This window comes from Aeromonas allosaccharophila (genome assembly GCF_016026615.1).
In the GTDB taxonomy this organism is placed as follows: domain Bacteria; phylum Pseudomonadota; class Gammaproteobacteria; order Enterobacterales; family Aeromonadaceae; genus Aeromonas; species Aeromonas allosaccharophila.
In genome coordinates this window covers 2,758,767-2,783,543 of record NZ_CP065745.1, presented here as the reverse complement: position 1 = coordinate 2,783,543, position 24,777 = coordinate 2,758,767, and the positions used below count along the sequence as shown (strand labels likewise).

Genomic DNA, 24,777 nt, shown 5'->3' with positions numbered 1-24,777 from the left:
GCGCACATTTTTACATATCTATCATCACGGTTGTGTGACCGAGTAGGCACTATTGTGGATATCTGCGCGATGCCACGTTCTGGCACTTTTTTCGTCAAAATGTGGTAATCAGTTACATAAACAGAAAATTAATTTCACAGTTTTTCATGATATAGCGCAATTTCAGACAGAATGTTGGTTGACTCACCGGAGAGTTCTAGTAAATTTACAAGCGGAATTTTCTTTGACTACTGAACAGTTAGGTAACTAAATATGACTATCAAAGTAGGTATTAACGGTTTTGGCCGTATCGGTCGTTTCGTATTCCGTCTGGCCGCTGAGCGTGCTGACATCGAAGTTGTTGGTATCAACGACCTGATCGATGTTGACTACATGGCTTACATGCTGAAGTACGATTCAACTCACGGTCGTTTCAACGGTACCGTTGAAGTTAAAGACGGCAACCTGGTTGTAAACGGCAAAACCGTACGTGTTACCGCTGAGCGTGACCCGGCCAACCTGAAGTGGGGCGAAATCGGTGTTGACGTTGTTGCTGAAGCTACCGGTCTGTTCTTGACCGACGAGACTGCTCGTAAGCACATCGCTGCTGGTGCCAAGAAAGTTGTTCTGACTGGCCCGTCCAAAGACGCTACCCCGATGTTCGTAATGGGTGTTAACGACTCTACCTATGCTGGCCAGGACATCGTTTCCAACGCTTCCTGCACCACCAACTGCCTGGCACCGATCGCCAAGGTTCTGAACGATACCTTCGGTATCGAGTCTGGCCTGATGACCACCGTTCACGCTACCACTGCTACCCAGAAGACCGTTGATGGTCCGTCTGCCAAAGACTGGCGCGGTGGCCGCGGTGCGGCTCAGAACATCATCCCGTCCTCTACCGGTGCAGCCAAAGCTGTTGGCGTAGTTATCCCGGAACTGAAAGGCCTGCTGACCGGTATGGCTTTCCGTGTTCCGACTCCGGACGTGTCTGTTGTTGACCTGACCGTTAACCTGAAGAAAGCTGCCACCTACGCAGAAATCTGCGAAGCGATGAAAGCTGCTTCCGAAGGCGCTATGAAAGGCGTTCTGGGCTACACCGAAGACGAAGTTGTATCTACCGACTTCCTGGGTGAGCGTCAGACCTCTGTATTCGACGCCAAGGCTGGTATCCAGCTGAACGACAAATTCGTTAAAGTTGTATCCTGGTACGACAACGAAATGGGCTACTCCAGCAAAGTTCTGGACCTGATCGCTCACATCTCCAAGTAATTTGGGATGCGCAATCGCGTAGCTTGAAAAAGGCGGCCATTGGCCGCCTTTTTGTTTTTCGGTTTCCCCTGATGACAGGAGTCCACATGCAATCCATTCGTCCCCTGACAGCCAATTGCAAGCTTGCCAACAATGCGGCCGGTCTGCCGGTTCTCACCATCAACAACGACTATGCCAAGGCCGAGATCAGCCTGTTTGGCGCCCATGTGCTGAGCTATCAGCGTCATGGTGAGCCAGCCTCCATTTGGCTAAGTGACAAGGCGGTGCTGGATGGCAGCAAGCCTGTTCGTGGCGGTATCCCGCTCTGCTGGCCCTGGTTTGGCTCGGCGCCAGCCCGTGTCGGTAGCGGCAAGCCCTCCCACGGCTTTGCCCGCACCACCCTCTGGATGCTGGACGGGGTTTCCGATCACGCCGACGGCACCCTGGTGCACCTCTCTCTGCGCGACAGCGATGCCACTCGTGCCTTGTGGGATCACGCCTTCGAGCTGGAGCTGGACGTGCTGGTTGGCAAAGAGCTCTCGCTGGTGCTGACCACGCGCAACACCGGTGCCCAGCCACTGACTTATAGCGGTGCGCTGCATACCTATCTGACCATCAGTGCGCCGGAAGCGGTGAGCGTGACCGGTCTGGGTGAGCCCTATGCCGACAAGCTGACCGGACAGGATGCCAAACAGCAAGGTGCATTGACCCTGAACGGGCCGCTGGATCGGGTCTATTGGCAGCCAGAGGCACTGGTGAGCGTGCGGGATGGTGAGCGCGAGACTCGGGTAGTGAGCGGTAACCACGACAGCGTAGTGGTCTGGACTCCCTGGTTGGAAGGGGCCACCGCCATGGCCGACATGAGCGACGATGGCTATCGCACCATGCTCTGCGTCGAAGCCGCTATTGCCGGCGAGGCGGGCGTGACCGTTGCGCCGGATGAGGAGCATTGTCTCTCCACCGTGATCATCTGAGCAGCATAGCGTTCAGATAAATAATAAAGAGGGCTCCCGCGGGAGCCCTCTTTGCATCTCGTGACGGCGGCAATCAGGCATTGCCCTGGGTCTTGAGCTTGAGTTCGGCGGCGAAGTTGAGCATCCGATCGAGGGGGATCAAGGCTTTGACCCGCAGTTCCTCGTCGACATGGATCTCGTGGCGCTCGGCACCGTCGGTGAGGGCCTCCTTGATGGCCACCAGACCGTTCATCGCCATCCAGGGGCAGTGGGCGCAGCTGCGACAGGTAGCGCCATCGCCACCGGTCGGTGCTTCCACCATCTCTTTTTCCGGACAGGCTTGCTGCATCTTGTAGAAGATGCCGCGATCGGTCGCCACGATCAGCTTCTGCTGGGGCAACTCTTTGGCCGCCTTGATCAGCTGGCTGGTGGAGCCCACCGCATCGGCCAGTTCGATCACCGAGGCGGGGGATTCCGGATGAACCAGCACGGCGGCGTCCGGATTCTGCTCTTTCAGCTCGCGCAGGGCGCGGGCCTTGAACTCGTCGTGGACGATGCAGTGACCCTGCCAGCGCAGCATCTGGGCACCGGTCTTCTTCTCGATATAGGCGCCCAGATGGCGATCCGGGCCCCAGATGATCTTGTGACCTAGGCTGTCGAGGTGCTCGACGATTTCCAGCGCGATGCTGGAAGTCACCACCCAGTCAGCCCGCGCCTTGACCGCGGCCGAGGTATTGGCATAGACCACCACGGTATGATCCGGGTTGGCATCGCAGAAGGCGGAGAACTGCTCGATGGGACAGCCCAGATCGAGGGAGCATTCGGCCTCCAAAGTCGGCATCAGCACCCGTTTGTGGGGGCTCAGGATCTTGGAGGTTTCGCCCATAAAGCGCACCCCGGCAACGATCAGGGTCTGCGCCTCGTGATCGCGGCCAAAGCGGGCCATCTCCAGCGAGTCACCAACGAAACCACCGGTGGCTTCGGCCAGCGCCTGGATCTCGGGATCCGTGTAGTAGTGGGCAACCAGTACCGCCTTGCGCTCCTTGAGCAGCGCCTTGATTTCTGTGGTCAAGGTCGTTCTCTGCTCGGCACTCAGGGGAAGAGGTTTGGCCGGAAAGGGGTAGTCCATCGCGACTACCGGCGGGACACTGCTCAGTGCATTGCTCATTGCGACTGTTCCATCAACGCTCGGGAAGGCCAAAATTATAACCAGAAGCCGACGACAAACCCATCACAAATCCGGTGAGCTGCAAGTGGACGAATATACTCAATTAATTCGTTGTCACGCTGCCATAAGGAGTTGCCCCATGAAGCAACGTTCCCTCAAGTTCAAATTGTTGTGCCTGACCATGGGACTGTTTCTGCTGACCGGGCTGGCCATGACCCTGTTGCAGTCAGCCTCTTTCAGTACCCTCCGTGGCATGGTGATGACCCAGACCAGCGATGCGCTGGAGCAAGAAGTCTCCCACAGCCTGCAGTATCAGGCTGAGCGCTATGCCATACAGATTGCCTCGCTGATGCAGAACTCCTATCAGATCCCCCTGACCGTGACCGCCCAGATTGAAGCCGGGATGGTCAAGCCGGAGCTACGGTTGTCGCGGCCCCAAGTCGAGTCTCTGCTCGGCAGCAGCTTGCAGCAGGCTAGCGGGATCAGCTCCATCTACGCCCAGTTTGAACCGGATGGTTATGACGGCGAGGATGGCAACTGGCTGGGCGGCGCCAGCCACTCGGTGGCGGGCAAGGGGAGCATGGAGATCTACTTCACCAAGGATCAGGGCGGCGCCGTCGCCCAGCAGCCGGTGGATGCCGCCGCCAGCGAGGCCAAGTTTGATACCTCTCTCAACGAGTTCGGCATTCGCAACAGCGAATGGTATCTCTGTGGTCGCGATACTCGCCAACCCTGCCTGATGGAGCCCTATCTCTACGAAATCAGCCCGGGCAACAAGATGCTGATGACCAGTCTGACGGTGCCCATCCTTCACGATGGCAAGTTTGTCGGGCTGGCCGGGGTGGATATGAACCTGCCCATCTTCCAGCAGCTTGCCGAAACGCTGGGCAAGAGCCTCTATGACAACAAGGCCGATGTGACCATTGTCAGCAAGATGGGGCTGATTGTCGGCAGCAACCGCTATGCCGACAAGCTGGGGCGTCCGCTCAAGGAGGTGGGCCTGACCCTGCCCACCGGTCAGGCCGTTAGTAGCGACAGCGATTTTATTTTGCAACAACCGATCCGTATCGAGGCGGCCAATACCCAGTGGTGGTTGATGATCAAGGTGCCCAAGGCGTTGGCGCTCGACAAGGCGCGCACCATCAGCAGCGAGCTCGGCGCCCTGTTGGTGGATGCCCAGCAACAACAGATCGTCGCCATGGGCGGGATCACCTTGCTGGTGCTGGGACTGCTGGTCTGGTTTATCCAGACCATCACAGCGCCGCTTTCACTTATCAGCCGCCATGTGGGCCACCTCTCCAGCAATGAGGGGGACTTGACCCAGCAGATGGAGATCGACACCCATCAGGAGCTGATCGATCTTGGCTCCCAGCTCAATGCCTTCCTCGGCAAGCTGCGGGGTATGGTGCAAATGAGCAAGGGGATCGGCCAGCAGGTCTACCAGCAGGCGCGGGAGATGAAACATACCGCCGACACCATGCGCAACAGTCTGGATGAGCAGAATCTGGAGCTGGAGAGCGTGGTGAGCGCCATGCACCAGATGAGCACCACGGCAGTCAGCGTGGCGGGTTATGCCGAACAGGCGGCGCAGGAGTCGGAAGCGGCGACCCACCACATCAATACCGCCCAGCAGACCCTCAGCAATGCCCGTAACGAGATCCATACTCTGGTCGGCGATATGCATGAGGCGGATAAAGCGGTGGCGCTGGTGGCCCAGCGCAGCACCAATATCAGCCGGATCCTTGATGTTATCCGCGCCATTGCCGAGCAGACCAATCTGCTGGCCCTCAACGCCGCCATCGAGGCGGCACGGGCGGGTGACATGGGACGCGGCTTTGCGGTGGTGGCGGACGAGGTGCGGGCGCTGGCGACCAAGACCCGGGAGTCGACCGACGAGATTGGTCAGCTGATCGGCAGTCTGCAGACCGAAGTGAGCAGCAGTCAGCGTCTGATGAATACCGGTATCGAGCGCTCCACCACCACGGTGCAGGGCACCGAGCAGGCGTTCGAGGCGCTCAATCGGGTGGTGGCCCAGATCCAGCAGATCCACGACCACATCAGTCAGGTGGCCACCGCCGCCGAGCAGCAGAGTGCGGTGAGCGACACCATCAACCAGAACCTGATGCGGATCGGCGATACCGCCAACGTGATCGGGCAGGAGGCCAGCTCCAGCCATCAACTGAGCGAGGCGCTGGAGCAAGCGGCCACGGCGCTCGCCAGCCAGCTCGACCGGCTGCGTACCTGAGTGGCAGCCAGAGAGACAAAAGCCCGCGAGCGATCGCGGGCTTTTTTATGACTCGATAGCAGAGTTGCGTCAGTTGCGGGGTTCAACCAGCAGGATGTGTGAGTCGGCCCCCACTACCCTGACCTTGCTGCCCGCCGGCAGCGACTCGTCGCAGCGCACCGTCCAGACCGTATCGTCCAGATGCACCCGGCTGGTGCCTTGCACGACATCATCCAGCAGGGTCAGCTCGCGGCCCATATAGCTCTGCATCCGCTCGTTGATGGTGCTGGCGGCATCCTGACCCGAGTTGTCACGCTGGTGTTGCCAGCGCCACCAGGCCCAGGTGGTGAGCAGGGATTGCACTGCAAACAGCAGCAACTGCGCTTGCCAGCCAAAGGGCCAGACCAGCAGCAGCAGACCCACTTCCAGCGCGGCGATGCCGGTCCAGAGCAGGAAGCCCACCGAGCCGAGCACCTCGATGGCCAGCAGAATGAAGCCGAGCCCCAGCCAGTGCCAGTGGGTCAGCCCCTCGAACAGGGCTGTCATGACTTGCTGCCCTTGCCATCTTTGTTGAACAGCTCGGCCATGCCTGCCACCGAGCCAATCAGGCTGCCCGCTTCCAGCGGCATCATGATGATCTTGCTGTTGGGGCCTTCACCGATGCGGGCCAGCGCTTCGGTGTACTTCTGGGCCACGAAGTAGTTGATGGCCTGCATATCACCCTCGGCGATGGCCTGGGAGACCATATGAGTCGCCTTGGCTTCCGCCTCGGCTGCCCGCTCCCGCGCTTCGGCGGCGAGGAAGGCGGCCTGACGCTCACCTTCTGCCTTGAGGATCTGGGACTGCTTCTCCCCCTCGGCTTTGAGGATCTTGGACTGGCGCACCCCTTCGGCTTCCAGCACCTCGGCCCGTTTCTGGCGCTCGGCCTTCATTTGGGCGTTCATCGCTTCGACCAGTGCCAGCGGCGGGCGCACATCTTTAATCTCGATGCGGGTCACCTTGATGCCCCAAGGGGCGGTAGCGGCATCCATGGTGCGCAGCAGCTTCTCGTTGATGGTGTCGCGCTGGGAGAGCATCTCGTCCAGCTCCATGGCGCCGAGCACGGTCCGCATATTGGTCATGGTGAGATTGCGGATGGCGCTGGTGAGATCGTTGACCTCGTAACCCGCTTTGCGGGCATCCACCACCTGCACAAAGCTGATGGCGTCGATGGTGACGTTGGCGTTATCGCGGGAGATCACCTCTTGTGCCGGGATATCCAGCACCTGCTCCATCATGATGATCTTGTGGCCGACCCGATCCACGTAGGGGATCAGCAGGTTGAGGCCTGGGGTCAGGGTGCGGGTGTAGCGGCCGAAGCGCTCCACCGTCCAGTTGTAGCCCTGTGGCACGATCTTGATGCCCGCGCTCAGGGTGGCAAGCACCAGGAACACGAAAATCCCTAGCACAATCAATGATTCATTCATCATTTAGCTCCTTATGAAACACAGTCCCTAGCCTATGGTCTGGCGTCAGGTACCACAAGTGACTTCGTACGCCTTTGTCATGAATTGGCTTTGCTAATTACCAAAACGCATTAAAAAGCATTTTTTATTATTTTGAGGGATAAGCTGCCCTGCCTATAGTCGCCCCATATTAGTCGTGTTCTGAGGGATGGGCCGAAATGGATTATTTACCTATGTTTGCCAAGTTGGAAGGCCGCCCGGTACTGCTGGTGGGCGGGGGCGAGGTTGCCCTGCGCAAGGCGCGCCTGCTGCTGGCGGCCGGAGCCCGACTGACCCTGATCTCCCCGGAACTTGAACCGGAATTTGCGGAATTTTCTGGTCGTTTCACCCATCTGGCGGAGCGCTTCACCCCGGCCCATCTGGCTGGTCAGATTTTGGTGGTGGCGGCGACCGACAACCTCGAAGTCAACGCACTGGTTTATCAAAGTGCCAACCAGCTGGGTCTGTTCGTCAACGTGGTGGATGACCCCAAACGTTCCAGCTTTATCTTCCCCTCGATCATCGATCGCTCGCCGCTGATGGTGGCGGTCTCCAGCGGCGGCAAGGCGCCGGTGCTGGTGCGCCTCTTGCGCGAGCGGCTGGAGAGCTTGCTGCCACGCCATCTTGGCGGGCTGACCGAGCTTTCCGGCCGGGTCCGTGACAAGGCCAAGCGGGTGCTCTCCTCGATTTCCGATCGCCGCCGCTTCTGGGAGCGCGCTTTTGCCTCCAACACCCTCGCCAGCCTGATTGAAAAAGAGGATTGGCAAGGAGCCGAGCAGTGGCTGAGTGATGGCCTCGACCAGGCGAAAAGCGAAGTAGGAGAAGTAGTGCTGGTCGGCGCAGGCCCCGGCGATCCGGGCCTCTTGACCCTCAAGGCATTGCAACAGATTCAACAGGCTGAAGTGGTGCTCTACGACCAGCTGGTCTCTGCCGAGATCCTCGATCTGGTGCGCCGTGATGCCACTCTGGTGTCGGTCGGCAAGAAGGCGGGCGCCCACAGCGTGCCGCAGGAGGAGACCAATCGCCTGCTGGTGGAATACGCCAAGGCGGGCAACCGGGTGGTGCGGCTCAAGGGGGGCGATCCCTTTATGTTTGGCCGTGGTGGTGAGGAGCTGGAAGTGCTCGCTGACGAAGGCATCCCCTTCTCGGTAGTGCCCGGCATCACGGCCGCTGCCGGTGCCACCGCTTATGCCGGTATTCCGCTCACTCACCGTGATTACGCCCAGAGCGCCGTCTTTATCACTGGCCATTGCCAGCAGGAGGGCAAGGAGCCCGACTGGCAGCAGCTCGCCGCCACCAGTCAGACATTGGTCATCTACATGGGGCTGATGCGCTCCGAGCATATCCAGCAGCAGCTGGTGGATCACGGCCGAAGCCACGCTACCCCCATCGCCATCATCGAGCGCGGCACTACCGCCCGCCAGCGGGTGCTGACTGGCACGCTGGCCGACTTGGCCGAGCTGGCCAAACAGGCGGTGAGCCCGTCGCTTATCGTCATCGGCGAAGTGGTCGCCCTGCGCGAGCGGCTCGCCTGGTTTGGGGAAAAGAGCGGAGAACAGGGCGGCGAGCAGCTGCGCGCTAACCCGGATCTCGATGGCTGCGACCTCAAGCTGGTGCAGCTGGCCTGAGCCAGAAAGAGATATTTGATGCGGCTGCCAGCGCGGCCGCGCACTGAACCACCCAGCGCCCCGAGCAGGCGCATAAGCAATGACCCGAGGACCAACATGGACCGTGAAAGATTGACGCACTTGCAGCAGCTGGAAGCCGAGAGCATCCATATCATCCGCGAGGTGGCTGCCGAATTTGAAAACCCGGTGATGATGTACTCCATCGGCAAGGACTCCTCCGTCATGCTGCACCTGGCCCGCAAGGCCTTCTATCCGGGCAAGATCCCGTTCCCCTTGCTCCACGTCGATACCGACTGGAAGTTCAAGGAGATGATCAAGTTCCGCGACGAGACCGCCAAAAAGTACGGGCTGGATCTGATCGTCCACAAGAACCCGGACGGCCTCGCCATGGGCATCAACCCCTTCGTCCACGGCAGCGGCAAGCATACCGACATCATGAAGACAGAAGGGCTCAAGCAGGCGCTCAACAAATATGGCTTCGATGCCGCCTTCGGTGGTGCCCGCCGCGATGAAGAGAAGTCCCGCGCCAAGGAGCGGGTCTACTCCTTCCGTGACAAGTCCCACCGCTGGGATCCGAAGAACCAGCGTCCGGAGCTGTGGCGGGTCTACAACAGCCAGGTCAACAAGGGAGAGAGCATCCGGGTGTTCCCGCTTTCCAACTGGACCGAGCTGGATATCTGGCAATACATCTATCTCGAGAACATCGACATCGTGCCGCTCTACTTCGCCGCTTACCGTCCGGTGGTAGAGCGTAACGGCATCAAGATCATGGTGGATGACGAGCGCATGCCGCTGACCGCCGAGGATGAGGTGAAGCAGGAGCTGGTGCGCTTCCGCACCCTCGGCTGCTACCCGCTCACCGGGGCCATCGAATCCGATGCCACCACCTTGCCGGAAATTATTGAAGAGATGCTGCTCACCACCTCGAGCGAGCGGCAAGGGCGGCTGATTGACCACGATCAGGCCGGCTCCATGGAGCAGAAGAAGCGTCAGGGATATTTCTAAGGAGTCGTCAGCATGAACAGCCATATTCAGACCGCCATCACCGAACAGGGCATCGAAGCCTATCTGCACGCCCAGCAGCACAAGAGTCTGCTGCGTTTTCTCACCTGCGGCAGCGTGGATGACGGCAAGAGCACCCTTATCGGTCGCCTGCTGCACGACTCCCAGCAGATTTATGAAGATCAACTCAAAGCGCTGGAGTCCGACAGCCAGAAGCTTGGCACCACCGGCGAGAAGCTGGACCTGGCACTGCTGGTAGACGGCCTGCAAGCGGAGCGCGAGCAGGGCATCACCATCGACGTGGCCTACCGCTATTTCTCTACCGCCAAGCGCAAATTTATCATCTCGGATACCCCGGGCCACGAGCAGTACACCCGCAACATGGCCACCGGCGCCTCCACCTGCGATCTGGCCATCATATTGATCGACGCTCGCAAAGGCGTGCTGGATCAGACCCGCCGCCACAGCTTTATCGCGAGCCTGCTCGGCATCAAGCAGTTCGTGGTGGCGGTCAACAAGATGGATCTGGTGGAGTTCAGTCAGGAGGTGTTCGAGCGCATCAGCGCCGAGTACCGCGAATTCGCCAGGAAGCTCAGCGTCGACACCATCCATATCGTGCCGGTCTCGGCGCTGGACGGTGACAACGTGGTCAACCAAAGCGATAAGCTGGCCTGGTATCAGGGTGAGACTCTGCTCTCCTTGCTTGAAACCGCAGAAGTGGAGCGCGAGCTGGAGCGCCATCCGGTGCGTCTGCCGGTGCAGTATGTAAACCGCCCCAACCTCGATTTTCGTGGCTTCGCGGGCACGCTCGCCTCCGGCATCCTGCGGGTGGGTGACAAGCTGGCGGTGCTGCCGTCGGGCAAGGAGAGTACGGTGACCCGCATCGTCACCTTCGACGGGGATCTGGAGTACGCCCTGCCGGGTCAGGCCATTACGGTCACCTTTGCCGACGAGATCGACATCAGCCGCGGCGACCTGCTGGTGGATGCTGCCAACCGTCCGCAAGTGACCCAGAATCTGCTGGCCCATATCGTCTGGATGGGGGAAGAGTCCCTGCAACCGGGCCGGGTCTATGACGTCAAACTGGCCACCAAGAAGAGTCGCGGGCAGGTGGAAGCCATCCGCCACCGCATCGAGATCAACAAGCTGGATGAGCTGCCCGCGAGCGAGCTCAAGCTCAACGAGATCGGCCTGTGCGAGCTGAGCCTCACCGACCCGGTGGCGTTCGACCCGTATCGGGAGATCCGCGATACCGGCAGCTTTATCCTGATCGACCGGCTGACCAACGTCACCGTCGGCGCCGGCATGATCGTCGAGGGCTTGGCCGCGAAAGCGGTGAAGGGGCACTACAGCGAGTTCGAAATTGAGCTCAACGCCCTGGTGCGCAAGCACTTCCCGCACTGGCAAGCCCTTGCCATCGGTAACGACACAAGCAAGGAGTAAGCTCATGACCTGGCAACAATCCCTGGTGCTGGGTCTGCTGGCTGCTCTCGTGGCCCTGCTGATCCAGGGCAAACTCCGCCCGGCGCTGCTCTTCTCGGGCGCCGTGCTCATCACCTACCTGAGCGGGCTGGCGGACATCAACGCCGTGGTGGCGGGCTACACCAACAGTGCCCTGCTGACGCTGGTGCTGTTGCTGCTGGTGTCGCTGGCGGTGGAGAAGACCCGCATCATGAGCTGGTTCGCCAATCTGGTGGGCACGGGTTCATTCAACAAGGTGCTGGTGAAGGTGTGGTTCTCCACCGCCTTCCTCTCGGCCTTCGTCAACAACACCGCCGTGGTGGCCTCCATGCTGGGCGCGGTCAAGCGCAATCCCAACCACTCCCCGTCGCGGCTGCTGCTGCCCATGTGCTTCGCGGCGACCTTTGGCGGGGTGCTGACCCTGATCGGCACCTCCACCAACCTCATCGTCAACAGCTTCCTCATCAAGATGGGGGCGCCGCCGCTCGGCATGTTCGACTTCTTTATGGTGGGGGCGGGCACCTTGCTGACCGGTCTGGTGGCCGTGCTGCTGTTTGCCCGTCACCTGCCGGAGCAGGATACCGAGATGAGCCGCGAATCCGGCTACTTTCTCGAAGCCAAGGTGGGCGCCGGATCGCCGCTGGCGGGGCGTAGCGTCAAGGAGAACGGCCTGCGCAGCCTGAAAAGCCTCTATCTGGCGGAAATCATTCGGGGCGAACAGGTGATCTGCCCGGTGCAGCCGGAACACGAGCTGCACGAAGGGGACGTACTGCTCTTTTGCGGCGATGTGGAGAGCGTCGGCGTATTGCAGGAGATGAAGGGGTTGGATCTCTACGGCCAGCACCGCCTCAACGGCCAGCATCTGGTGGAGGTGATCGTCAGCCACAGCTCGCGGCTGGTGGGTCAGACCATCAAGGATGCCGAATTTCGCACTCACTTCGATGCGGTAGTGCTGGCGGTGCGCCGCGGCGAAACCCAGCTTACCGGCGGCCTCGGCCAGATTGAGCTGCACGCCGGTGATACCCTGCTGCTGGCCCCCGGCCCCCAGTTTGCCCGCAACAAGTCGCTGGGGCGGGAGTTTGTGGTGGTGAGCGGGCTGGAAGCCTCCACCCGTCTCGATGGCAAGCGCAGCGCCGCCGTGGTGCTGGGCTTTCTCGGGGTGCTGGCGCTGTCGGTGTTCGATCTGGTGCCGCTGTTCAAGGGCTTGCTGCTGATGCTGGTGGCGCTGCTGCTCACCCGTATTCTGACCCTGGACGAGATCCGCCGCCGCTTCCCGCTGGACATCTGGCTGGTGGTGGGCGGGGCGCTGGCCATCGCCGATCAGCTGGAAAAGAGCGGACTGGCCAAGCTTATCGCCGACTGGTTGATGGGGGAGTTCAACGGTGCCAGCCCCATCATCGCCTTTATCGGTATCTATGTGTTTACCCTGGTGCTGACCGAGCTGATGAGCAACAACGCCGCCGCCGCACTGGCCTTCCCCATGGGTTACCAGTTGGCGCTCAGCATGGATGTCTCGACCATGCCGTTTATTCTGGCGGTGCTGTTCGGGGCGAGCTCCAGCTTTATCCTGCCCTACGGCTACCAGACCAACCTGATGGTCTATGCCGCGGGCAACTACAAGATGCCGGACTACCTCAAGCTGGCGCTGCCGGTCTCGCTGGCCTATAGCCTCGGGGTGATTGTGATGGTGCCCCTGCTGTTTCCGTTTTAAGGCGTGAGCGCCAATCAAGGAGCGTTGGATGAGCAATATCGTGTGGCACAAACATGCCGTCGACAAACAGAGCCGGGCCGAGCTTAAAGGGCAAAAGCCGCTGGTGATCTGGTTTACCGGGCTATCGGGGGCGGGCAAATCAACCCTGGCGGGGGCGCTGGAGCAGGCGCTGGCGGCACAAGGCAAGCACACCTATCTGCTGGATGGGGACAATGTGCGCCACGGCCTGTGCGGCGATCTCGGTTTTGATGATGCTGCGCGGCAGGAGAATATCCGCCGGGTCGGCGAGGTGGCAAAGCTGATGGTGGATGCGGGCCTGATCGTGCTCACTGCCTTTATCTCGCCGTTTCGTGCCGAACGGGAGGTGGTGCGCAATCTCTTGGGTGAAGGGGAGTTTGTCGAAGTCTTTGTCGATGCGCCGCTTGCTGTCTGTGAAGAGCGCGATCCCAAGGGGCTTTATAAAAAGGCGCGGGCAGGGGAAATTCGCAATTTCACCGGTATCGACTCCGCCTACGAGGCACCGGAGCAGCCGGAGATCCATCTGCTCAACGCCGGCAAGCCGGTCGCTGCACTGGTGGATGAGCTGCTAACCGCCCTGCGGCAGGGGAACTACCTGTAGCTGGATCGGAAGAACCTATAACAAGCGCCCGGCAGCCGGCTACCACGGGCGCTTATAGGCTGGCGGCAGCCACTATAAGTAAAACTTGGGTCATAATCGGAAAACCCATAAATCTAGCTTATAGTGGCACCGGCAAGTCTTAACCCACCCCAAGGCGGTCGATAGCAACCCCGCAAGAGGATCTTCCGATCCTTGCTTATATCGCGGCGGGGTTATTAGCGATTGTCCGAGTACGCTGCGCTGTTCGAACCTATGTGATGATGTATTTTTTATTGAGTTAAATCTTTGTTTTTATCAAAGATAAAATCTAGGTGTAGTAATTTTGCTTTAAAGCGTTCATCACCTAATGAAATTCTCCAACGTGTCTCCATAAACTGGAGTAATTCCAAGCCACGTAAAAGAATGCTTTCAGGTAACCATTCATCTAACTGAGCAATTTCATTTTCAGATGCTGAACCATTGTAATAGCCAACACCAGAGCCGTTATTCTTCTTATCTTTGAAGTCATCGTTTTGTAGGCTAGAGTTTTTCGCTAGACTAAGCGGTACAAGATTGCCCAAAGAGTTTGTAATCCAAGTTATTTGTTCTTTGTTGAAGCTGCCAAATCGCTCTTGCCAATATTGGTTTGACGGGGTCTGTGGGAATATATGCTCAATGGTAACCTTATCGTTACTATTGATCTTCAGCTGATTCCAACTAAGTTTTATAGAGTGTTGTTTACTCCGTTTTGTCAACCATGCATCATACTCGAATAAAAAGTAACGTAGGCTATCCCACTTGAAAAAACCTTGTTGCCCAAGTTCATACTTCTCAGAAATGTAGTTGTAAAAACGATCTGGATCGTAGTAGTAATCAACCCATTCATTGATTGAGTTAATAACTGAGTTAATCGTTTGTTGGCCTTTTAGAAGTTCCCTTGCCATACCGAAGAACTCAGAATCACCAGTGTTTGAACGACGATGGCACAGAGAGAATAAAGTAAAGTTGTAGCGTTCTGCTGCTATAAGAAGATCATTAATATCTTTAACTGGCTGTTTAGAGACGAAGGCTGCAAGCAATAGTGGTCTGAATGCTCGGAAGCTTAAACGCTGAAGCCTGTCAAGTAATAGTTTATTATCATCATTGTTGTAGTTAGGAAGATAGAAATAAGGGTTGTGAATATAGAACCAATGACGAATCGACTCTTGCAAACTTTCAACGTAGTTGCTTATTTCCTCTACCGAAATACGCTCTTGTTCATCTTTAGGATGAGTTACATTTCGTGCTGTATATTTTTCATTTAGTAGGTACTTAATGTAGTCATCACCCTTGTTTCTGCTGTATTTAAAGTACATTGTCCAATGATTTCTTAAGAAGGTATCTTCATCTAAAGGACTGTCTGGATTCATACCAAGGTATTCATACATTGTTTTCCATGCGCTATTGATTTTACTGCGTAGAACTTCATGCCCCTCATGATTGTGATAAAGCGTAGATAGGTAAATTAAGCGATTTTTTAGTAACTCAAGACTGGTTAGTGGCTTGCCTCTATTGTTCATTGTTTCGAAGGTCACGAATACATCAATTTCGTCATCAATCTCGTATAGATTAAACTTTAACTTTTGAGTTAGTTTCTTAAAAACTAGTGCGATTTCATCATTGGAAAGGATGGATAATTTATTTTTGAAGTATGTTTTTGCTGTCTTTAAATTCTGTGTATACAGAGTTTCTTTATATTGATTACTGTGTGACCTTTCACCAAAAATCATAGTTTTAAGGTATTCATCACTCGGGTTGTCCTTTTCGTAACCGAAGATAAAACTTTTTCTTTGGCCATCATCAGCACTATACAATACATAACGTTTACGTATAGTTTCTAATGATTGATAGTTGAGCTGAACATCACCTTTGATAGATTCAAGAATTGCTTGAATTAATATCATTGATGTTGTTAATCGTTGTTGGCCATCAACGATGTAAAATGGCTTGAAGCCAACCCCATCAATAATCCATTCGTCTTGCTCCCACTTTTGCCATAAGTGTGGTTTGACGGGTTCTAGTGTAACTACACCTGTGTAGTGGACTCGGTTTGGGTCAAGTTGAATTATATCCTCCCAAAAATCATCGAGTTGTTGTGAAGACCAAGCATAGCCTCGTTGGTAGTCTGGAATTCTTAGAATACGACGTTCAAAAATATCATTTAGACTTTGTATTTTCATTGTTAATTTTCTCAGAAGCAGAGCTTCAATAGAGTTAATATTTATTCTTATGTAGTTCTATTTTTTTACTTAATCTCGATCTGGATGGAATTAATATCGGTGGATAGGTTGTTTTATTAATTTAACGATGTGTTTTAACTTAAAATAAAGTCTCGTATTTTGGGCTAAGAGTTGTAGGTTTGAGCTGAGCGCGGTGAAACCCAACGTTTACCGTGAAACATATCTGCAAATTTGCGAGCGGCACAATCCATGTTTATCCGGCTCTGGTTGGCGTAATGATGCTCGTCTGTTGGACTTCCTACGCTCTGCGCCAACCTGAAAAAAACCACGCTACCGCCCCTGAATTTCAGCCTCCAGTTTGCTGCTTTTTACCTGCGATATGGCACTGGCTGGGCTCATGGCTGACTCCTGCGAGAGGTTGCCAAGCGGCTATGTTACCGAATGGGGCTGCGGAAGAAAGGGGATGTGGAAAATTTCCTGAGCAAGATCAATAAATTAATCAATAACGGGTGGCGATGTGTTCGTGCCAGAACCGCCGTCTATCAGCGCAGGGGAAATAGGAAGGGGCAACGGCAGTGTCGCCTCTTGTTGGCGGACACTAAAAAACCCTATGGACCCAAAGGCCCATAGGGTTTTTCTGCGGTGATTGTTTGTGTAGTGGTTATCTGGCTTGGCGAACCGGAACGGCGCGGGTGGTGTCCACTTCGTATCGGCTTTGGCTTGCTGGAGCCCCTTTCTGGAACTGGCGCACCAGTCGGTCGAGATCGCTCAACTGGTTGACCAGCTGGGTGATGCCGTGCACGGCGTGCTGGCTGCCGACGCTGGAGTCATCGGCCAGGGTCTTGATGCTGAGCACGTTGCGGTTGATCTCGGCGGTGACGTGGAACTGCTCCTGTACCGCCTGGGCAATCTGGCCGCTGCCGGAGGCGACCTGCTGCAGCATATTGTTGATCTGCTGGAGAATGGTGCCGGTCGCCGAGGCTTTCTGCTGGCAGCTCTCGGAGAGCTGGCAGCCCTTCTCCATCGCCTGTTCTGCATCCCCGGCGCTGGTTTGCAGCTCGGTGATCATCTTCTGGATCTCGCTGGTCGAGGATTGGGTCTTGATGGCGAGCGAGCGGATCTCGTCGGCCACTACCGAGAAACCGCGACCTGCTTCGCCAGCCCGTGCCGCTTCGATGGCGGCGTTGAGGGCCAGCAGGTTGGTCTGGTTGGCGATGTTGTTGATCACATCGAGAATGCCGTCGATATCGCGGCAGTGGCCGACCAGCGCGCTGATGACGACCTTGGAGGTGGTCAGCTCGCTGTTCATGCCCGCCACGGCAGCCACGGTTTCGGCCACGCTGTGGTTGCCGCTCTTGAACAGGTCGGCGGTCTCGTCCAGCAGGCTGGAGGATTCGCTGGAGCTCTGCGACACCTCGCGAATGGACTCCGACATTTCGGTCACGGCGGCCGCCACCTGATTGGTTTCGGCCTGCTGCTGTTGCAGGTTGTCGGTGATGGACTCGGCGTTGCGCAGATCCCCCTCGGCGGCCTGCAGGATCTTGCTGCAAGTCTGCTGGGTGCGGGCCAGCACGGCGTTGAACTCGGCCTGATTCATCATCATCGAGAGTTCGATGGCGGCGATGTTGTCCACCTTGTTGGTGTAGAGCAGCTGCATCAGCGGGTTGTCAAAGCGACTGCGGGCCATCTTGTTGAGCTTGCCGAGGCGGCGGGAGAGGGCATTCAGGGTGATGGCCGCTATCGCCAGCGGCAGGGCAGCCAGCGCCAGTTGCCAGTTCATATCGTGGTTGTAGCCAAGCGCCAACATGGCGAGCAGGCTCAGCAGCAGGCAGAGGTTGATGGTCAGGGCATGGGAGAAGGTGGGCAGCTTGAGCGCCCGCGGCAGCTTGTCGTTGCGAAGGTCGGCATAGACCTTCTCGGCCCGCTGTTTGATCTCCTCGCTCGGGGCGGTGCGCACCGACTGATACTCCACCACCCGGCCGCTGGCATCCTTGATGGGGGTGACAAAGGCGCTGACCCAGTAGTGATCGCCACTCTTGCAGCGATTTTTCACCGGCCCCATCCAGCTCTTGCCTTCGCGGATATGGTTCCACAGATCGGCAAAGGCCTGTTTCGGCATGTCAGGATGGCGCACCAGATTGTGGTGTTCCCCCATCAGCTCGTCGAGCTGGAAGCCTGCTATCTCGCAGAACTCATCGTTGGCGTAGGTGATGCGGCTCTCCAGATCCGTGGTTGAGATCAGGCTCTGGTGGTCTGAATAGAGGCGTTCTCTTTGGGTAACCGGTTGATTGATTCTCATGGCCATGCTTCCGAGCTGTGGTGGTTGAAAATTGAGCTGCATCAAGTTCAAAGCAAAGGGCGGGCCATCAATCACGTTAAGTGATTCTTGTGTCAATAAAGGGGCGCAGCCACTGAATGTGGCGCTGCTGTCGTTGCAATGTGCAAAAAACGAGCGGCAAGGGGCGAGGGGATCTGCATTTTGCACCTCACTTTGCTGAGTGAGGTGCAGTGATCGGGATCTGTGGCGCGTCGGTGGGCGTGTTCCCCCATCGACGATCAGGGGGTGGCGTCAGGGGGGGGCGGTGTGGTCTCGCTGACCTGATGCTGCACCTCGATCTGGATCCCCTGCACCAGCACGGTTTTCAGATCCTGCAGGTACTCCTCCAGCGGCGACTCTTGCAGCAGCTGGGCGAGCTCGTTGCCCACCGGGGTGAGCCGGTAGTAGAGCAGGGTGATATTGTGCTGCTTGCACTGCAGCCGCCAGCGCTGGTTGCCGAACTCCAGCTCGACCCCGTCGGCGGGCAGCGGTCCGGACTCCAGTTCCGCGCGGTGCAGCAGCCCCAGTTCAAACAGCTGCAGCAGGGCGTTGTAGGGCAGCCGGTATTTGCCAAGGCCGAGGCGCGTGGCCTTGGCGCGGCTCAGCAAACTGGCCCCCTTGTGCAGCCCCAGCAGCAGCCGTTGCTCGTCGCTGCCCGCATAGTGGCAGGTGAGGGCGCAGACTCGCTGGAACAACATGGCTTCGCGCTGGGTCATCTCCTTGAGAGTGGAGAGCGCCCGGATGGAGAAGCGGCCCGGCGTGGCGACCTCGATGGCGAAGATGCGGCCCCACAGCTGCTGCATCGGCACCATGCTGATATCTTCCGCCAGTTGCAGGAAGCGGGTCAGCCAGTCACTGTCCATCTCTCCGCCAGCCGCCGTCTCCTCGCAGTGGCGGGAGGCCATCACCATGATGGCTTCCAGATTGCGCTGGCGGGCGGCCTGATCCGCTAGATGGCGAAAGGTGGCGCGCTGTTCGAAGGTGCTGTCGCTGTTGCGGGTGAGCATGCCGTCGATGCCGCGACTGCGGGCCAGACGCAGGGTCTGCTCCTGGCTGCTCAGGATCGAACTCTCTTTCTTGGGGGGGGGCAGATCGGCCATGCTGGCTCCATTCGCACAGGTTCTGGGCTGAATGTTACTCCAACCGGGATGCCAAGATAACAAAGCGGCCTCCGTGGAGGCCGCTTTTTTTGCAACGGGAGGATTACTCCTCGTAGACGCTCACCTCGACCGCTTCCATCGAATAGGAGGCGGTCGCCATCTCGTGGCTGGAGCTGATCGTGCGCATCTTGCCCTTGACCCAGATGGCGTCCCACAGATCATCGACCGGCGCACCCTTGGGGTAGCTCACATAGATCACCTGATTGGTGGGGGGCGGCGGCACATGGATGCAGGCGCCGAAGTAGGGCACCAGCAGGAAGGCGGTGATCTTCTTGGCATCCCCTTCCAGCGGCACCACGAAGCCCGGAATGCGCACATCCTGGTTGTCCAGCTTCTTGTTAACCCCGCCCACCGGTTGCGGCACGGAGGCGAGATCCCCATCGTGGCTCACCTGCGGGGGGGGCAGCAGTTTTTCCCCTTCCGGGATGAGCACATCCCAGTCGATGGTCTTGTAATCGGCGGCCATGGCGGGCAGCACCAGCAGGCTGGCGAGCAGCGCCACTATTTTCCACTTCATCATCTGTCCTTCTGTTTCTATTTAGGGCGTCTCGCTAGACGCGAATGCTCATGCCATCGCTCAGGCTGTAGCGGTAAGCGCGGGCGGCAGGGAGCAGGCCGATCACCATGCCTGCCAGCCACACTACCCCCAGCAACTGCCACTCGTAGGTGCTCGGCAGCCCCAGACTCAGTTGCAGGCCATAGTGGCTGAGCAGCCAGGGCGAGGCAAGCCCCTGCCCCAGATAGAGCACGGCGACCCCGAGAGCGATGCCGACCGTGGTCAGCGCCATCGCCTCCAGCGCCAGCAGCAGGAACAGGTGGGCAGGGCCCGCACCGAGGGATCGCAAAATAGCGAGCTCCCGGCGCCGCTCGTTAAGCCCCGCCAGCAATGTGGTCAGCATGCCGATAAGGCCCGCCACCACCACGAAACCGGCGATGACCGACAGGGCGGTTTCCGCCACGCTCATCAAGCTCCACAGCTCCTGCAGGGCGGCGCCCGGCAGGATCGCCATCAGCGGCTCTTTGGGATAGGTGTTGACGCCGCGCTGCAGCTGGAACGCCAGAATGCGGTTGCTCAGCCCCACCATAAAGGCGGTGATGGTTTTCGGGGTGAGATCCTGCGCCAGCGCCTGCTCCGGCGTCACGTTCTTGCTGTGGCGGCCGGTATCCCAGCCCAGATGGATCGCCTCGATCCCCGCCAGCGGCACATGGATGGTGCGATCGATCGGCGTACCGGTCGGTGCCAGAATTCCCACTACCTTGAACGGCAGATTGTCGTGCTGGCTGAAGGAGGTGTTGCCCGCGCCGTGGGCGATGACGAGGGATTGGTCAAGGTGGTAGCCGAGCTTCTCGGCCACCTGAGCGCCGAGTACCGCTTCAAACGGCGTCTCGAACGGTCGCCCCTCGCGCAGTTGCAGCGACTGCTGCTGACCGTACTTCAGGTGAGTGAAGTAGTCGCCATTGGTGCCGAGCACCCGAAATCCCTTGTGGGAGTCACCAAGCGAAAGCGGGATGGTCCAGGCAACGCCCGGTTTCTGCTTGATGGCCTGATAGGAGTCCCACCCCACGTTGTTGGTGGGGTTACCGATGCGAAACACCGCGTAGAGCAGCAGGTTCACCTGGCCGGAGCGGGCGCCGACGATAAGATCGGTGCCCGAGACGGTGTTGGAGAAGCTTTCGCGGGCCTGGGTGCGTACCCGCTCCACCCCGAGCAGCAGGGTAACGCTGATGGCGACGGCCAGCAGGGTGAGCCCGGCGGTGAGGCGGCGGGCCCAGAGACTTTGCAGGGCGAGCTTTAGCACGTTGCCCTCCGGTTGAGCTGTTGCAGGTTCTCCACTCGGGGGAACAGGGGTTCGAGGTAAGGGTCGTGACTGACGAAGATCAGGGTCGAGCCCTGCTTGTCGCACTCCTCGAACAACAGCTTGATAAAGGCGGCCCGATTGTCGGTATCGAGGGCCGAGGTGGGCTCGTCGGCGATCACCAGTGGTGGCGAACCGATCAGCGCCCGCGCGGCGGCAACCCGCTGTTGCTGGCCGATGCTGAGGGCATGCACGGGGCGATGCAGCGCGTCGTCCGGTAGTTGCAACTCGGCCAGCAGACGGCGCGCCTCCTGTTCCGGACTCCCTTGCAGGCGAGCCCGTTTGGCGGGCGAGAAGGTGAGGGCAGCGGTAACGTTGTCCTGCACCGAGAGAAAGGGCAGCAGATTGAACTGCTGGAAGATATAACCCAGATTGGCCGCCCGGAAGTGGTCACGGGCACGGCCAGAGAGCCGGGCCAATGGTTGGCCCAGCACCTCCAGGGTGCCGTGGTTGGCGGTCTGGATCCCGGCCAGCAACCCGAGCAGGGTCGACTTGCCGGAGCCCGACGGGCCCTTGATAAAGACCCGCTCACCCTCGCGGAGGGTGAGGGCGGGCAGATCGAGTACAGCGTCGCCACCTGGCCAGGCAAAGGCCAGATCGCGGATCTCAACCACGGCTTTTTTCATGGCGTTACCAGCTCAGCTTGTTGGCGGACGGGGTCAGCTCGCCAGCGGTCTGGCCGGTGGGCAGGATCCCCTGCACGCTCAGCTTCTCAAGGCTCGGATAGACGCTGAACAGGGTCGCCTCAAGGCCGGTCAGTTTGGCGGGCGTGGCGCAGGTGTAGGTGTACATGGCACCCATATCGGCGTGACCCCCTTCGTCATGATCATGGTGGTGTTCATGTTCGTCGCTGGCAGCCTTGTCATGGTCATGGTCATGGTCATGGTCATGGTCATGGTCGTGATCCTCTTTGGCGGCCTGCAGCTCCTGCTGGGTCAGTTTGCAGCCAGCGGCCGGGTCGAAGCGGAACAGGGCGTCAGGCTGCTGGAGGCGGGCGACTGCCTTGGCATACTGCGCCTTCTCTTCATCGCTCTTGGCGGCGTGCTCAAAGCCCACCAGATCGGCAGCAGGGGCCTGCAGCTCGATCATCAGCTGGTCACCATCGACCACCAGATTGAGGTGGCCGTGGCCATGCTCGTGGGCGCCGTGGCTGTGGCTCTCGTGTTCGTCGTGATTTGCATGTGCGCCAAAGGCCGCTGCGGCCAGCAACAGAGTAACTGCTTTCATCTTTAATCCTTTTTCAAAACAAATAGCGAAATTAAACAAAGGGATAGAGAAAAGCAGAGGTTGGCGGCGCACGGATGGCATAGCTGTGCAGCGTGGCGGTATCCGCAGAGCGTTGCATGGTTGCAACAGCGGGCAGAACAGCCGTCGCATTGGGGAAACAATAGGGGGTAGAGGTGATGACTTGCTTGCCATCCAGATGGAGGGCGCAAACCAGGCAGTGATGGTCGTCGTGGCCGGGCAGGGCGGATTCAAGCTGATGACGGGCAAGGGCAGGTTGCAGCCATAACCAGCCCAGCAGCAAGATCCAGATTTTCAGCTTGATACGACCCATAGACCCTTATGGAAAGGGCGCCATCAGCGCCCTTTCTCTCTGACTTAGAGATGGGACTTGATGAGCCCCATCACGGTAGCAATGTTGTTGGCATCGAGCTGGCCATCTTTGGCAAACAGCACCTTGCCCTCTTTATCCAGCAGGATGATCGCCGAGCTTTCCGGCGTCAGATCCCAGGCGTTGCGCGCCATGCCCTTGGCATCTAGCACCATGGCGGACCAGGGGAACTCTTTCTTGCTGTCCTCGGCGCTGCTCTTCACGAAGCCAGAGGTGCCCCAGATGGCGTCATTGCTGTTGATGACGGTGACGGTCTGATACTTGTCATGGGGCAGCTTGGCCGCCTTGATCGCCTCGATCATCGGGGCGTTCAGCTCCTTGGCACTGGAGCGACCGGCAATATGCTGGATCAGGAATACCTTGCCGGTGAGCGAGGTGCTCTGCCACGGTTGGTAGCCGATATCCTTGCCGTTCAGTACCAGCTCACCCTTGTCGCTGATATTGACCAGCGGCACCGGGTTGCCATCCTTGACGTTGTGAGCAAAGACCAGAGATGGCAGCAGCGCCAAAGTAAGTACCAGATGTTTCATCCTGATGACACTCCATTTGTTATGTTATAACGAGTTTCGGATTGAGGGAATGGGCGAGCTTCATCCTAAACTGATCGGATCTGTTTAAAAAGTGTTAAGTAAGATCGCAATTCAGAAGCGTCGGCGCCCCGCCAGTCAGGAGGTTGGCTGGCAAGGGCGGCTAGGATGGCATGACATCGAGAAAAATCAATGAATTGGCAGCTGGTCTGAGCTGTCTGCGTCAGTAGAGCGACTCGCTGATGAGGGGGATCTTGGCCATGGTCATCTGCTGGGCCAGCAGGGATGAGCCGGTCAGCAGCACATGGCGCTGATTGTTGATCACCACCACATCACCGGGTACGCCACTGTCTGCCGTAATGGCCAGCCAGGCAGGGGAGACGCTGCCGATGCTGATATCCGGATAGATGATGCTGAGCACATATTGCGGGGCCAACTCCGCCAGCAGGCTGGCCATCAACAGCGCCTTCTCGTCGCTGTCGGCCTTGTTATCCTGTAGTGCCTGCAGTGGCGGCGCGAAGTGATCCAGCTGCTCCGGCTGGGTCGGGATGGCATTCAACCACTCCTGCAGCAGGCTGACGCTGGTGGCGAGATCCTTGGCGGCAAACTGCTGCGCCAGCGGCTTGAGCTGACCCTTGAAGTGGTAGAAGAGCTGGGAGTAATCGGGTCGCACGCAAGGCAGCTTGCGATTGGCCGGATGGACGCAGGGCACCACCCTCATCTGGTAGAAGGCATCCTCCTGATACTGCTGGTAGGCTTGCCAGAACAGCAGCGACTCCATGCTATTGTCCCGCAGGGTGAAGGCCTGCTCCAGATTGCGAAACTTGGTGGCGGTCTCGGGGCTGCTCTGGTTGATCAGGTTGATGCTGTTGTAGAGGCGCGGGCTGATGTAGGCGTAGAGCGTCTCCAGCGGATTGGTGAGGGAGGCCTCCAGCAGGCTCATCTCGTGGCGACTGGCGGCCATCACCTGATCGTCGGTGGTCAGCTGGAAGTGCTTGCGCTGGCCATCGGTGGATTGCCACTGCCAGCTCATGTTGATTTCGCTGGCGTTGCTTGTGGCGCCAAGGGTGGTGCAGAGAGTGAGGCTGAGCAACAGCGCGGGGATCGGCTTCATGGTGGTGCTTCCTGCCGTGGACGATAATTAACAACTAGGTGAGCCAGCACCACTTTGGTGATGTTTCGTTTTGTGATCTGGATAACAGATTGATGTGACTTTTAATTTAATTGTGAAATTAAGTCACTCTGGAGGGGTTATGAAGCCTTGGATCATAGTGCTGTTTGGGCTGCTCAGCCTGCCAGCCATGGCGGGTCAGGTAATCGTCAACAAGGGAATGTCCGTTGCGGATACCTTTGCCCTGCGCGATCAGCTGGCGCGCGAACACGAATGGCAGGAGTGGCTGCGCTTCCAGCAGGCCATCAAGTGGCTGGAGGTATTGCCGGTCAACTGCGAGCTGATGAGCCAGCCGGGCGGCGGCTATCGCTGTGGCGGTGATTACTACCGCCCCTACCAGAAAGATGGCCGTGAAATATACATTCAGGGCAATCCTGCCGGAGATGCAGCCGGTCAGCTGCCGCAAACACCGACAAAAAAGGCGCCATAAGGCGCCTTTTTACATGCCAGATAACG

Annotated in this window: 22 protein-coding genes; 9 read left to right on the top strand and 13 right to left on the bottom strand. The window is 58.2% G+C overall.

What is annotated here, in order from left to right:
• The first annotated feature begins 252 nt into the window (after positions 1-252).
• Positions 253-1,248, top strand: coding sequence for a type I glyceraldehyde-3-phosphate dehydrogenase (gap, locus tag I6G90_RS12555; RefSeq protein WP_040099300.1), 996 nt, complete (start codon positions 253-255; stop codon positions 1,246-1,248).
• 86 nt (positions 1,249-1,334) lie between these two features.
• On the top strand, positions 1,335-2,201 hold the full coding sequence (locus I6G90_RS12550; protein WP_197927751.1) for a D-hexose-6-phosphate mutarotase: 867 nt from the start codon (positions 1,335-1,337) through the stop codon (positions 2,199-2,201).
• 73 nt (positions 2,202-2,274) lie between these two features.
• Here the strand turns inward: I6G90_RS12550 and nadA are convergent, their stop codons facing one another.
• A complete protein-coding gene (gene nadA / locus I6G90_RS12545; RefSeq protein WP_197927749.1) occupies positions 2,275-3,348 on the bottom strand; it encodes a quinolinate synthase NadA in 1,074 nt (357 codons plus the stop codon).
• Between the two features lie 139 nt (positions 3,349-3,487).
• On the opposite strand from nadA, the gene I6G90_RS12540 reads away from it, so the two are divergent.
• Positions 3,488-5,593, top strand: a complete 2,106-nt coding sequence (locus I6G90_RS12540; protein ID WP_197927747.1) for a methyl-accepting chemotaxis protein — start codon at positions 3,488-3,490, stop codon at positions 5,591-5,593.
• 69 nt (positions 5,594-5,662) lie between these two features.
• Here I6G90_RS12540 and I6G90_RS12535 read toward each other — a convergent pair whose 3' ends face one another.
• Positions 5,663-6,118 (bottom strand): NfeD family protein, encoded by a 456-nt coding sequence (locus I6G90_RS12535; RefSeq protein WP_197927745.1) that lies wholly within the window; start codon positions 6,116-6,118, stop codon positions 5,663-5,665.
• Positions 6,115-7,038, bottom strand: a complete 924-nt coding sequence (locus I6G90_RS12530) for an SPFH domain-containing protein (RefSeq protein WP_058052545.1) — start codon at positions 7,036-7,038, stop codon at positions 6,115-6,117. The genes I6G90_RS12535 and I6G90_RS12530 overlap by 4 nt, the downstream gene beginning before the upstream one ends.
• A 197-nt stretch (positions 7,039-7,235) precedes the next feature.
• Between I6G90_RS12530 and cysG the strand changes: the two genes are divergently transcribed.
• The 5 genes from cysG (at position 7,236) to cysC (ending at position 13,477) form a co-directional block, all read left to right on the top strand.
• The gene (cysG, locus tag I6G90_RS12525; protein WP_197927744.1) at positions 7,236-8,684 is read left to right on the top strand and encodes a siroheme synthase CysG; all 1,449 of its coding nucleotides are present in this window, start codon (positions 7,236-7,238) and stop codon (positions 8,682-8,684) included.
• Between the two features lie 96 nt (positions 8,685-8,780).
• Positions 8,781-9,689 (top strand): sulfate adenylyltransferase subunit CysD, encoded by a 909-nt coding sequence (gene cysD, locus I6G90_RS12520; RefSeq protein ID WP_005335701.1) that lies wholly within the window; start codon positions 8,781-8,783, stop codon positions 9,687-9,689.
• Positions 9,690-9,701: 12 nt separating this feature from the next.
• Positions 9,702-11,129 (top strand): sulfate adenylyltransferase subunit CysN, encoded by a 1,428-nt coding sequence (gene cysN, locus I6G90_RS12515; protein ID WP_197927743.1) that lies wholly within the window; start codon positions 9,702-9,704, stop codon positions 11,127-11,129.
• A gap of 4 nt (positions 11,130-11,133) precedes the next feature.
• Positions 11,134-12,858, top strand: coding sequence for an SLC13 family permease (locus I6G90_RS12510; protein ID WP_197927742.1), 1,725 nt, complete (start codon positions 11,134-11,136; stop codon positions 12,856-12,858).
• Positions 12,859-12,886: 28 nt separating this feature from the next.
• Complete coding sequence (gene cysC, locus I6G90_RS12505) at positions 12,887-13,477, top strand: adenylyl-sulfate kinase (protein ID WP_197927741.1); 591 nt, start codon at positions 12,887-12,889, stop codon at positions 13,475-13,477.
• A gap of 269 nt (positions 13,478-13,746) precedes the next feature.
• Here cysC and I6G90_RS12500 read toward each other — a convergent pair whose 3' ends face one another.
• The 10 genes from I6G90_RS12500 to I6G90_RS12455 all read right to left on the bottom strand — a co-directional run bounded on the left by I6G90_RS12500 (position 13,747) and on the right by I6G90_RS12455 (position 24,264).
• Complete coding sequence (locus I6G90_RS12500; RefSeq protein ID WP_197927740.1) at positions 13,747-15,675, bottom strand: DUF262 domain-containing protein; 1,929 nt, start codon at positions 15,673-15,675, stop codon at positions 13,747-13,749.
• A 661-nt stretch (positions 15,676-16,336) separates the two neighbouring features.
• Positions 16,337-17,974 carry a methyl-accepting chemotaxis protein gene (locus tag I6G90_RS12495; RefSeq protein ID WP_197927739.1) on the bottom strand — a complete coding sequence of 546 codons (1,638 nt, stop codon included), beginning with the start codon at positions 17,972-17,974 and terminating at the stop codon, positions 16,337-16,339.
• Positions 17,975-18,231: 257 nt separating this feature from the next.
• Entirely contained in the window at positions 18,232-19,092 is an 861-nt protein-coding gene (locus I6G90_RS12490) for a TIGR03899 family protein (RefSeq protein WP_075112450.1), read from the bottom strand.
• Between the two features lie 103 nt (positions 19,093-19,195).
• Positions 19,196-19,672: a DUF3299 domain-containing protein gene (locus tag I6G90_RS12485; protein ID WP_197927738.1), complete on the bottom strand. Its 477-nt coding sequence runs from the start codon at positions 19,670-19,672 to the stop codon at positions 19,196-19,198.
• A gap of 31 nt (positions 19,673-19,703) precedes the next feature.
• Complete coding sequence (locus I6G90_RS12480; protein ID WP_197927737.1) at positions 19,704-20,951, bottom strand: ABC transporter permease; 1,248 nt, start codon at positions 20,949-20,951, stop codon at positions 19,704-19,706.
• Positions 20,945-21,634 (bottom strand): ABC transporter ATP-binding protein, encoded by a 690-nt coding sequence (locus I6G90_RS12475; protein ID WP_197927736.1) that lies wholly within the window; start codon positions 21,632-21,634, stop codon positions 20,945-20,947. Before I6G90_RS12475 ends, I6G90_RS12480 begins: the two co-directional genes overlap by 7 nt.
• A 4-nt stretch (positions 21,635-21,638) precedes the next feature.
• Complete coding sequence (locus I6G90_RS12470) at positions 21,639-22,235, bottom strand: DUF2796 domain-containing protein (protein ID WP_197927734.1); 597 nt, start codon at positions 22,233-22,235, stop codon at positions 21,639-21,641.
• 31 nt (positions 22,236-22,266) lie between these two features.
• Entirely contained in the window at positions 22,267-22,566 is a 300-nt protein-coding gene (locus tag I6G90_RS12465) for a DUF2607 family protein (protein WP_197927732.1), read from the bottom strand.
• 44 nt (positions 22,567-22,610) lie between these two features.
• The gene (locus I6G90_RS12460) at positions 22,611-23,153 is read right to left on the bottom strand and encodes a YtfJ family protein (RefSeq protein ID WP_197927730.1); all 543 of its coding nucleotides are present in this window, start codon (positions 23,151-23,153) and stop codon (positions 22,611-22,613) included.
• 220 nt (positions 23,154-23,373) lie between these two features.
• Entirely contained in the window at positions 23,374-24,264 is an 891-nt protein-coding gene (locus I6G90_RS12455) for a hypothetical protein (protein ID WP_111807086.1), read from the bottom strand.
• Positions 24,265-24,403: 139 nt separating this feature from the next.
• On the opposite strand from I6G90_RS12455, the gene I6G90_RS12450 reads away from it, so the two are divergent.
• Positions 24,404-24,751 carry a hypothetical protein gene (locus I6G90_RS12450; protein ID WP_042010946.1) on the top strand — a complete coding sequence of 116 codons (348 nt, stop codon included), beginning with the start codon at positions 24,404-24,406 and terminating at the stop codon, positions 24,749-24,751.
• The last annotated feature ends 26 nt before the right edge of the window (positions 24,752-24,777 follow it).

Excerpts from the sequence above, each read along its gene's own strand:
- gap (WP_040099300.1), top strand. The coding sequence starts at position 253 with ATGACTATCAAAGTAGGTATTAACGGTTTTGGCCGTATCGGTCGTTTC.
- I6G90_RS12550 (WP_197927751.1), top strand. The coding sequence starts at position 1,335 with ATGCAATCCATTCGTCCCCTGACAGCCAATTGCAAGCTTGCCAACAAT.
- nadA (WP_197927749.1), bottom strand. The coding sequence starts at position 3,348 with ATGAGCAATGCACTGAGCAGTGTCCCGCCGGTAGTCGCGATGGACTAC.
- I6G90_RS12540 (WP_197927747.1), top strand. The coding sequence starts at position 3,488 with ATGAAGCAACGTTCCCTCAAGTTCAAATTGTTGTGCCTGACCATGGGA.
- I6G90_RS12535 (WP_197927745.1), bottom strand. The coding sequence starts at position 6,118 with ATGACAGCCCTGTTCGAGGGGCTGACCCACTGGCACTGGCTGGGGCTC.
- I6G90_RS12530 (WP_058052545.1), bottom strand. The coding sequence starts at position 7,038 with ATGAATGAATCATTGATTGTGCTAGGGATTTTCGTGTTCCTGGTGCTT.
- cysG (WP_197927744.1), top strand. The coding sequence starts at position 7,236 with ATGGATTATTTACCTATGTTTGCCAAGTTGGAAGGCCGCCCGGTACTG.
- cysD (WP_005335701.1), top strand. The coding sequence starts at position 8,781 with ATGGACCGTGAAAGATTGACGCACTTGCAGCAGCTGGAAGCCGAGAGC.
- cysN (WP_197927743.1), top strand. The coding sequence starts at position 9,702 with ATGAACAGCCATATTCAGACCGCCATCACCGAACAGGGCATCGAAGCC.
- I6G90_RS12510 (WP_197927742.1), top strand. The coding sequence starts at position 11,134 with ATGACCTGGCAACAATCCCTGGTGCTGGGTCTGCTGGCTGCTCTCGTG.
- cysC (WP_197927741.1), top strand. The coding sequence starts at position 12,887 with ATGAGCAATATCGTGTGGCACAAACATGCCGTCGACAAACAGAGCCGG.
- I6G90_RS12500 (WP_197927740.1), bottom strand. The coding sequence starts at position 15,675 with ATGAAAATACAAAGTCTAAATGATATTTTTGAACGTCGTATTCTAAGA.
- I6G90_RS12495 (WP_197927739.1), bottom strand. The coding sequence starts at position 17,974 with ATGAGAATCAATCAACCGGTTACCCAAAGAGAACGCCTCTATTCAGAC.
- I6G90_RS12490 (WP_075112450.1), bottom strand. The coding sequence starts at position 19,092 with ATGGCCGATCTGCCCCCCCCCAAGAAAGAGAGTTCGATCCTGAGCAGC.
- I6G90_RS12485 (WP_197927738.1), bottom strand. The coding sequence starts at position 19,672 with ATGATGAAGTGGAAAATAGTGGCGCTGCTCGCCAGCCTGCTGGTGCTG.
- I6G90_RS12475 (WP_197927736.1), bottom strand. The coding sequence starts at position 21,634 with ATGAAAAAAGCCGTGGTTGAGATCCGCGATCTGGCCTTTGCCTGGCCA.
- I6G90_RS12470 (WP_197927734.1), bottom strand. The coding sequence starts at position 22,235 with ATGAAAGCAGTTACTCTGTTGCTGGCCGCAGCGGCCTTTGGCGCACAT.
- I6G90_RS12465 (WP_197927732.1), bottom strand. The coding sequence starts at position 22,566 with ATGGGTCGTATCAAGCTGAAAATCTGGATCTTGCTGCTGGGCTGGTTA.
- I6G90_RS12460 (WP_197927730.1), bottom strand. The coding sequence starts at position 23,153 with ATGAAACATCTGGTACTTACTTTGGCGCTGCTGCCATCTCTGGTCTTT.
- I6G90_RS12455 (WP_111807086.1), bottom strand. The coding sequence starts at position 24,264 with ATGAAGCCGATCCCCGCGCTGTTGCTCAGCCTCACTCTCTGCACCACC.
- I6G90_RS12450 (WP_042010946.1), top strand. The coding sequence starts at position 24,404 with ATGAAGCCTTGGATCATAGTGCTGTTTGGGCTGCTCAGCCTGCCAGCC.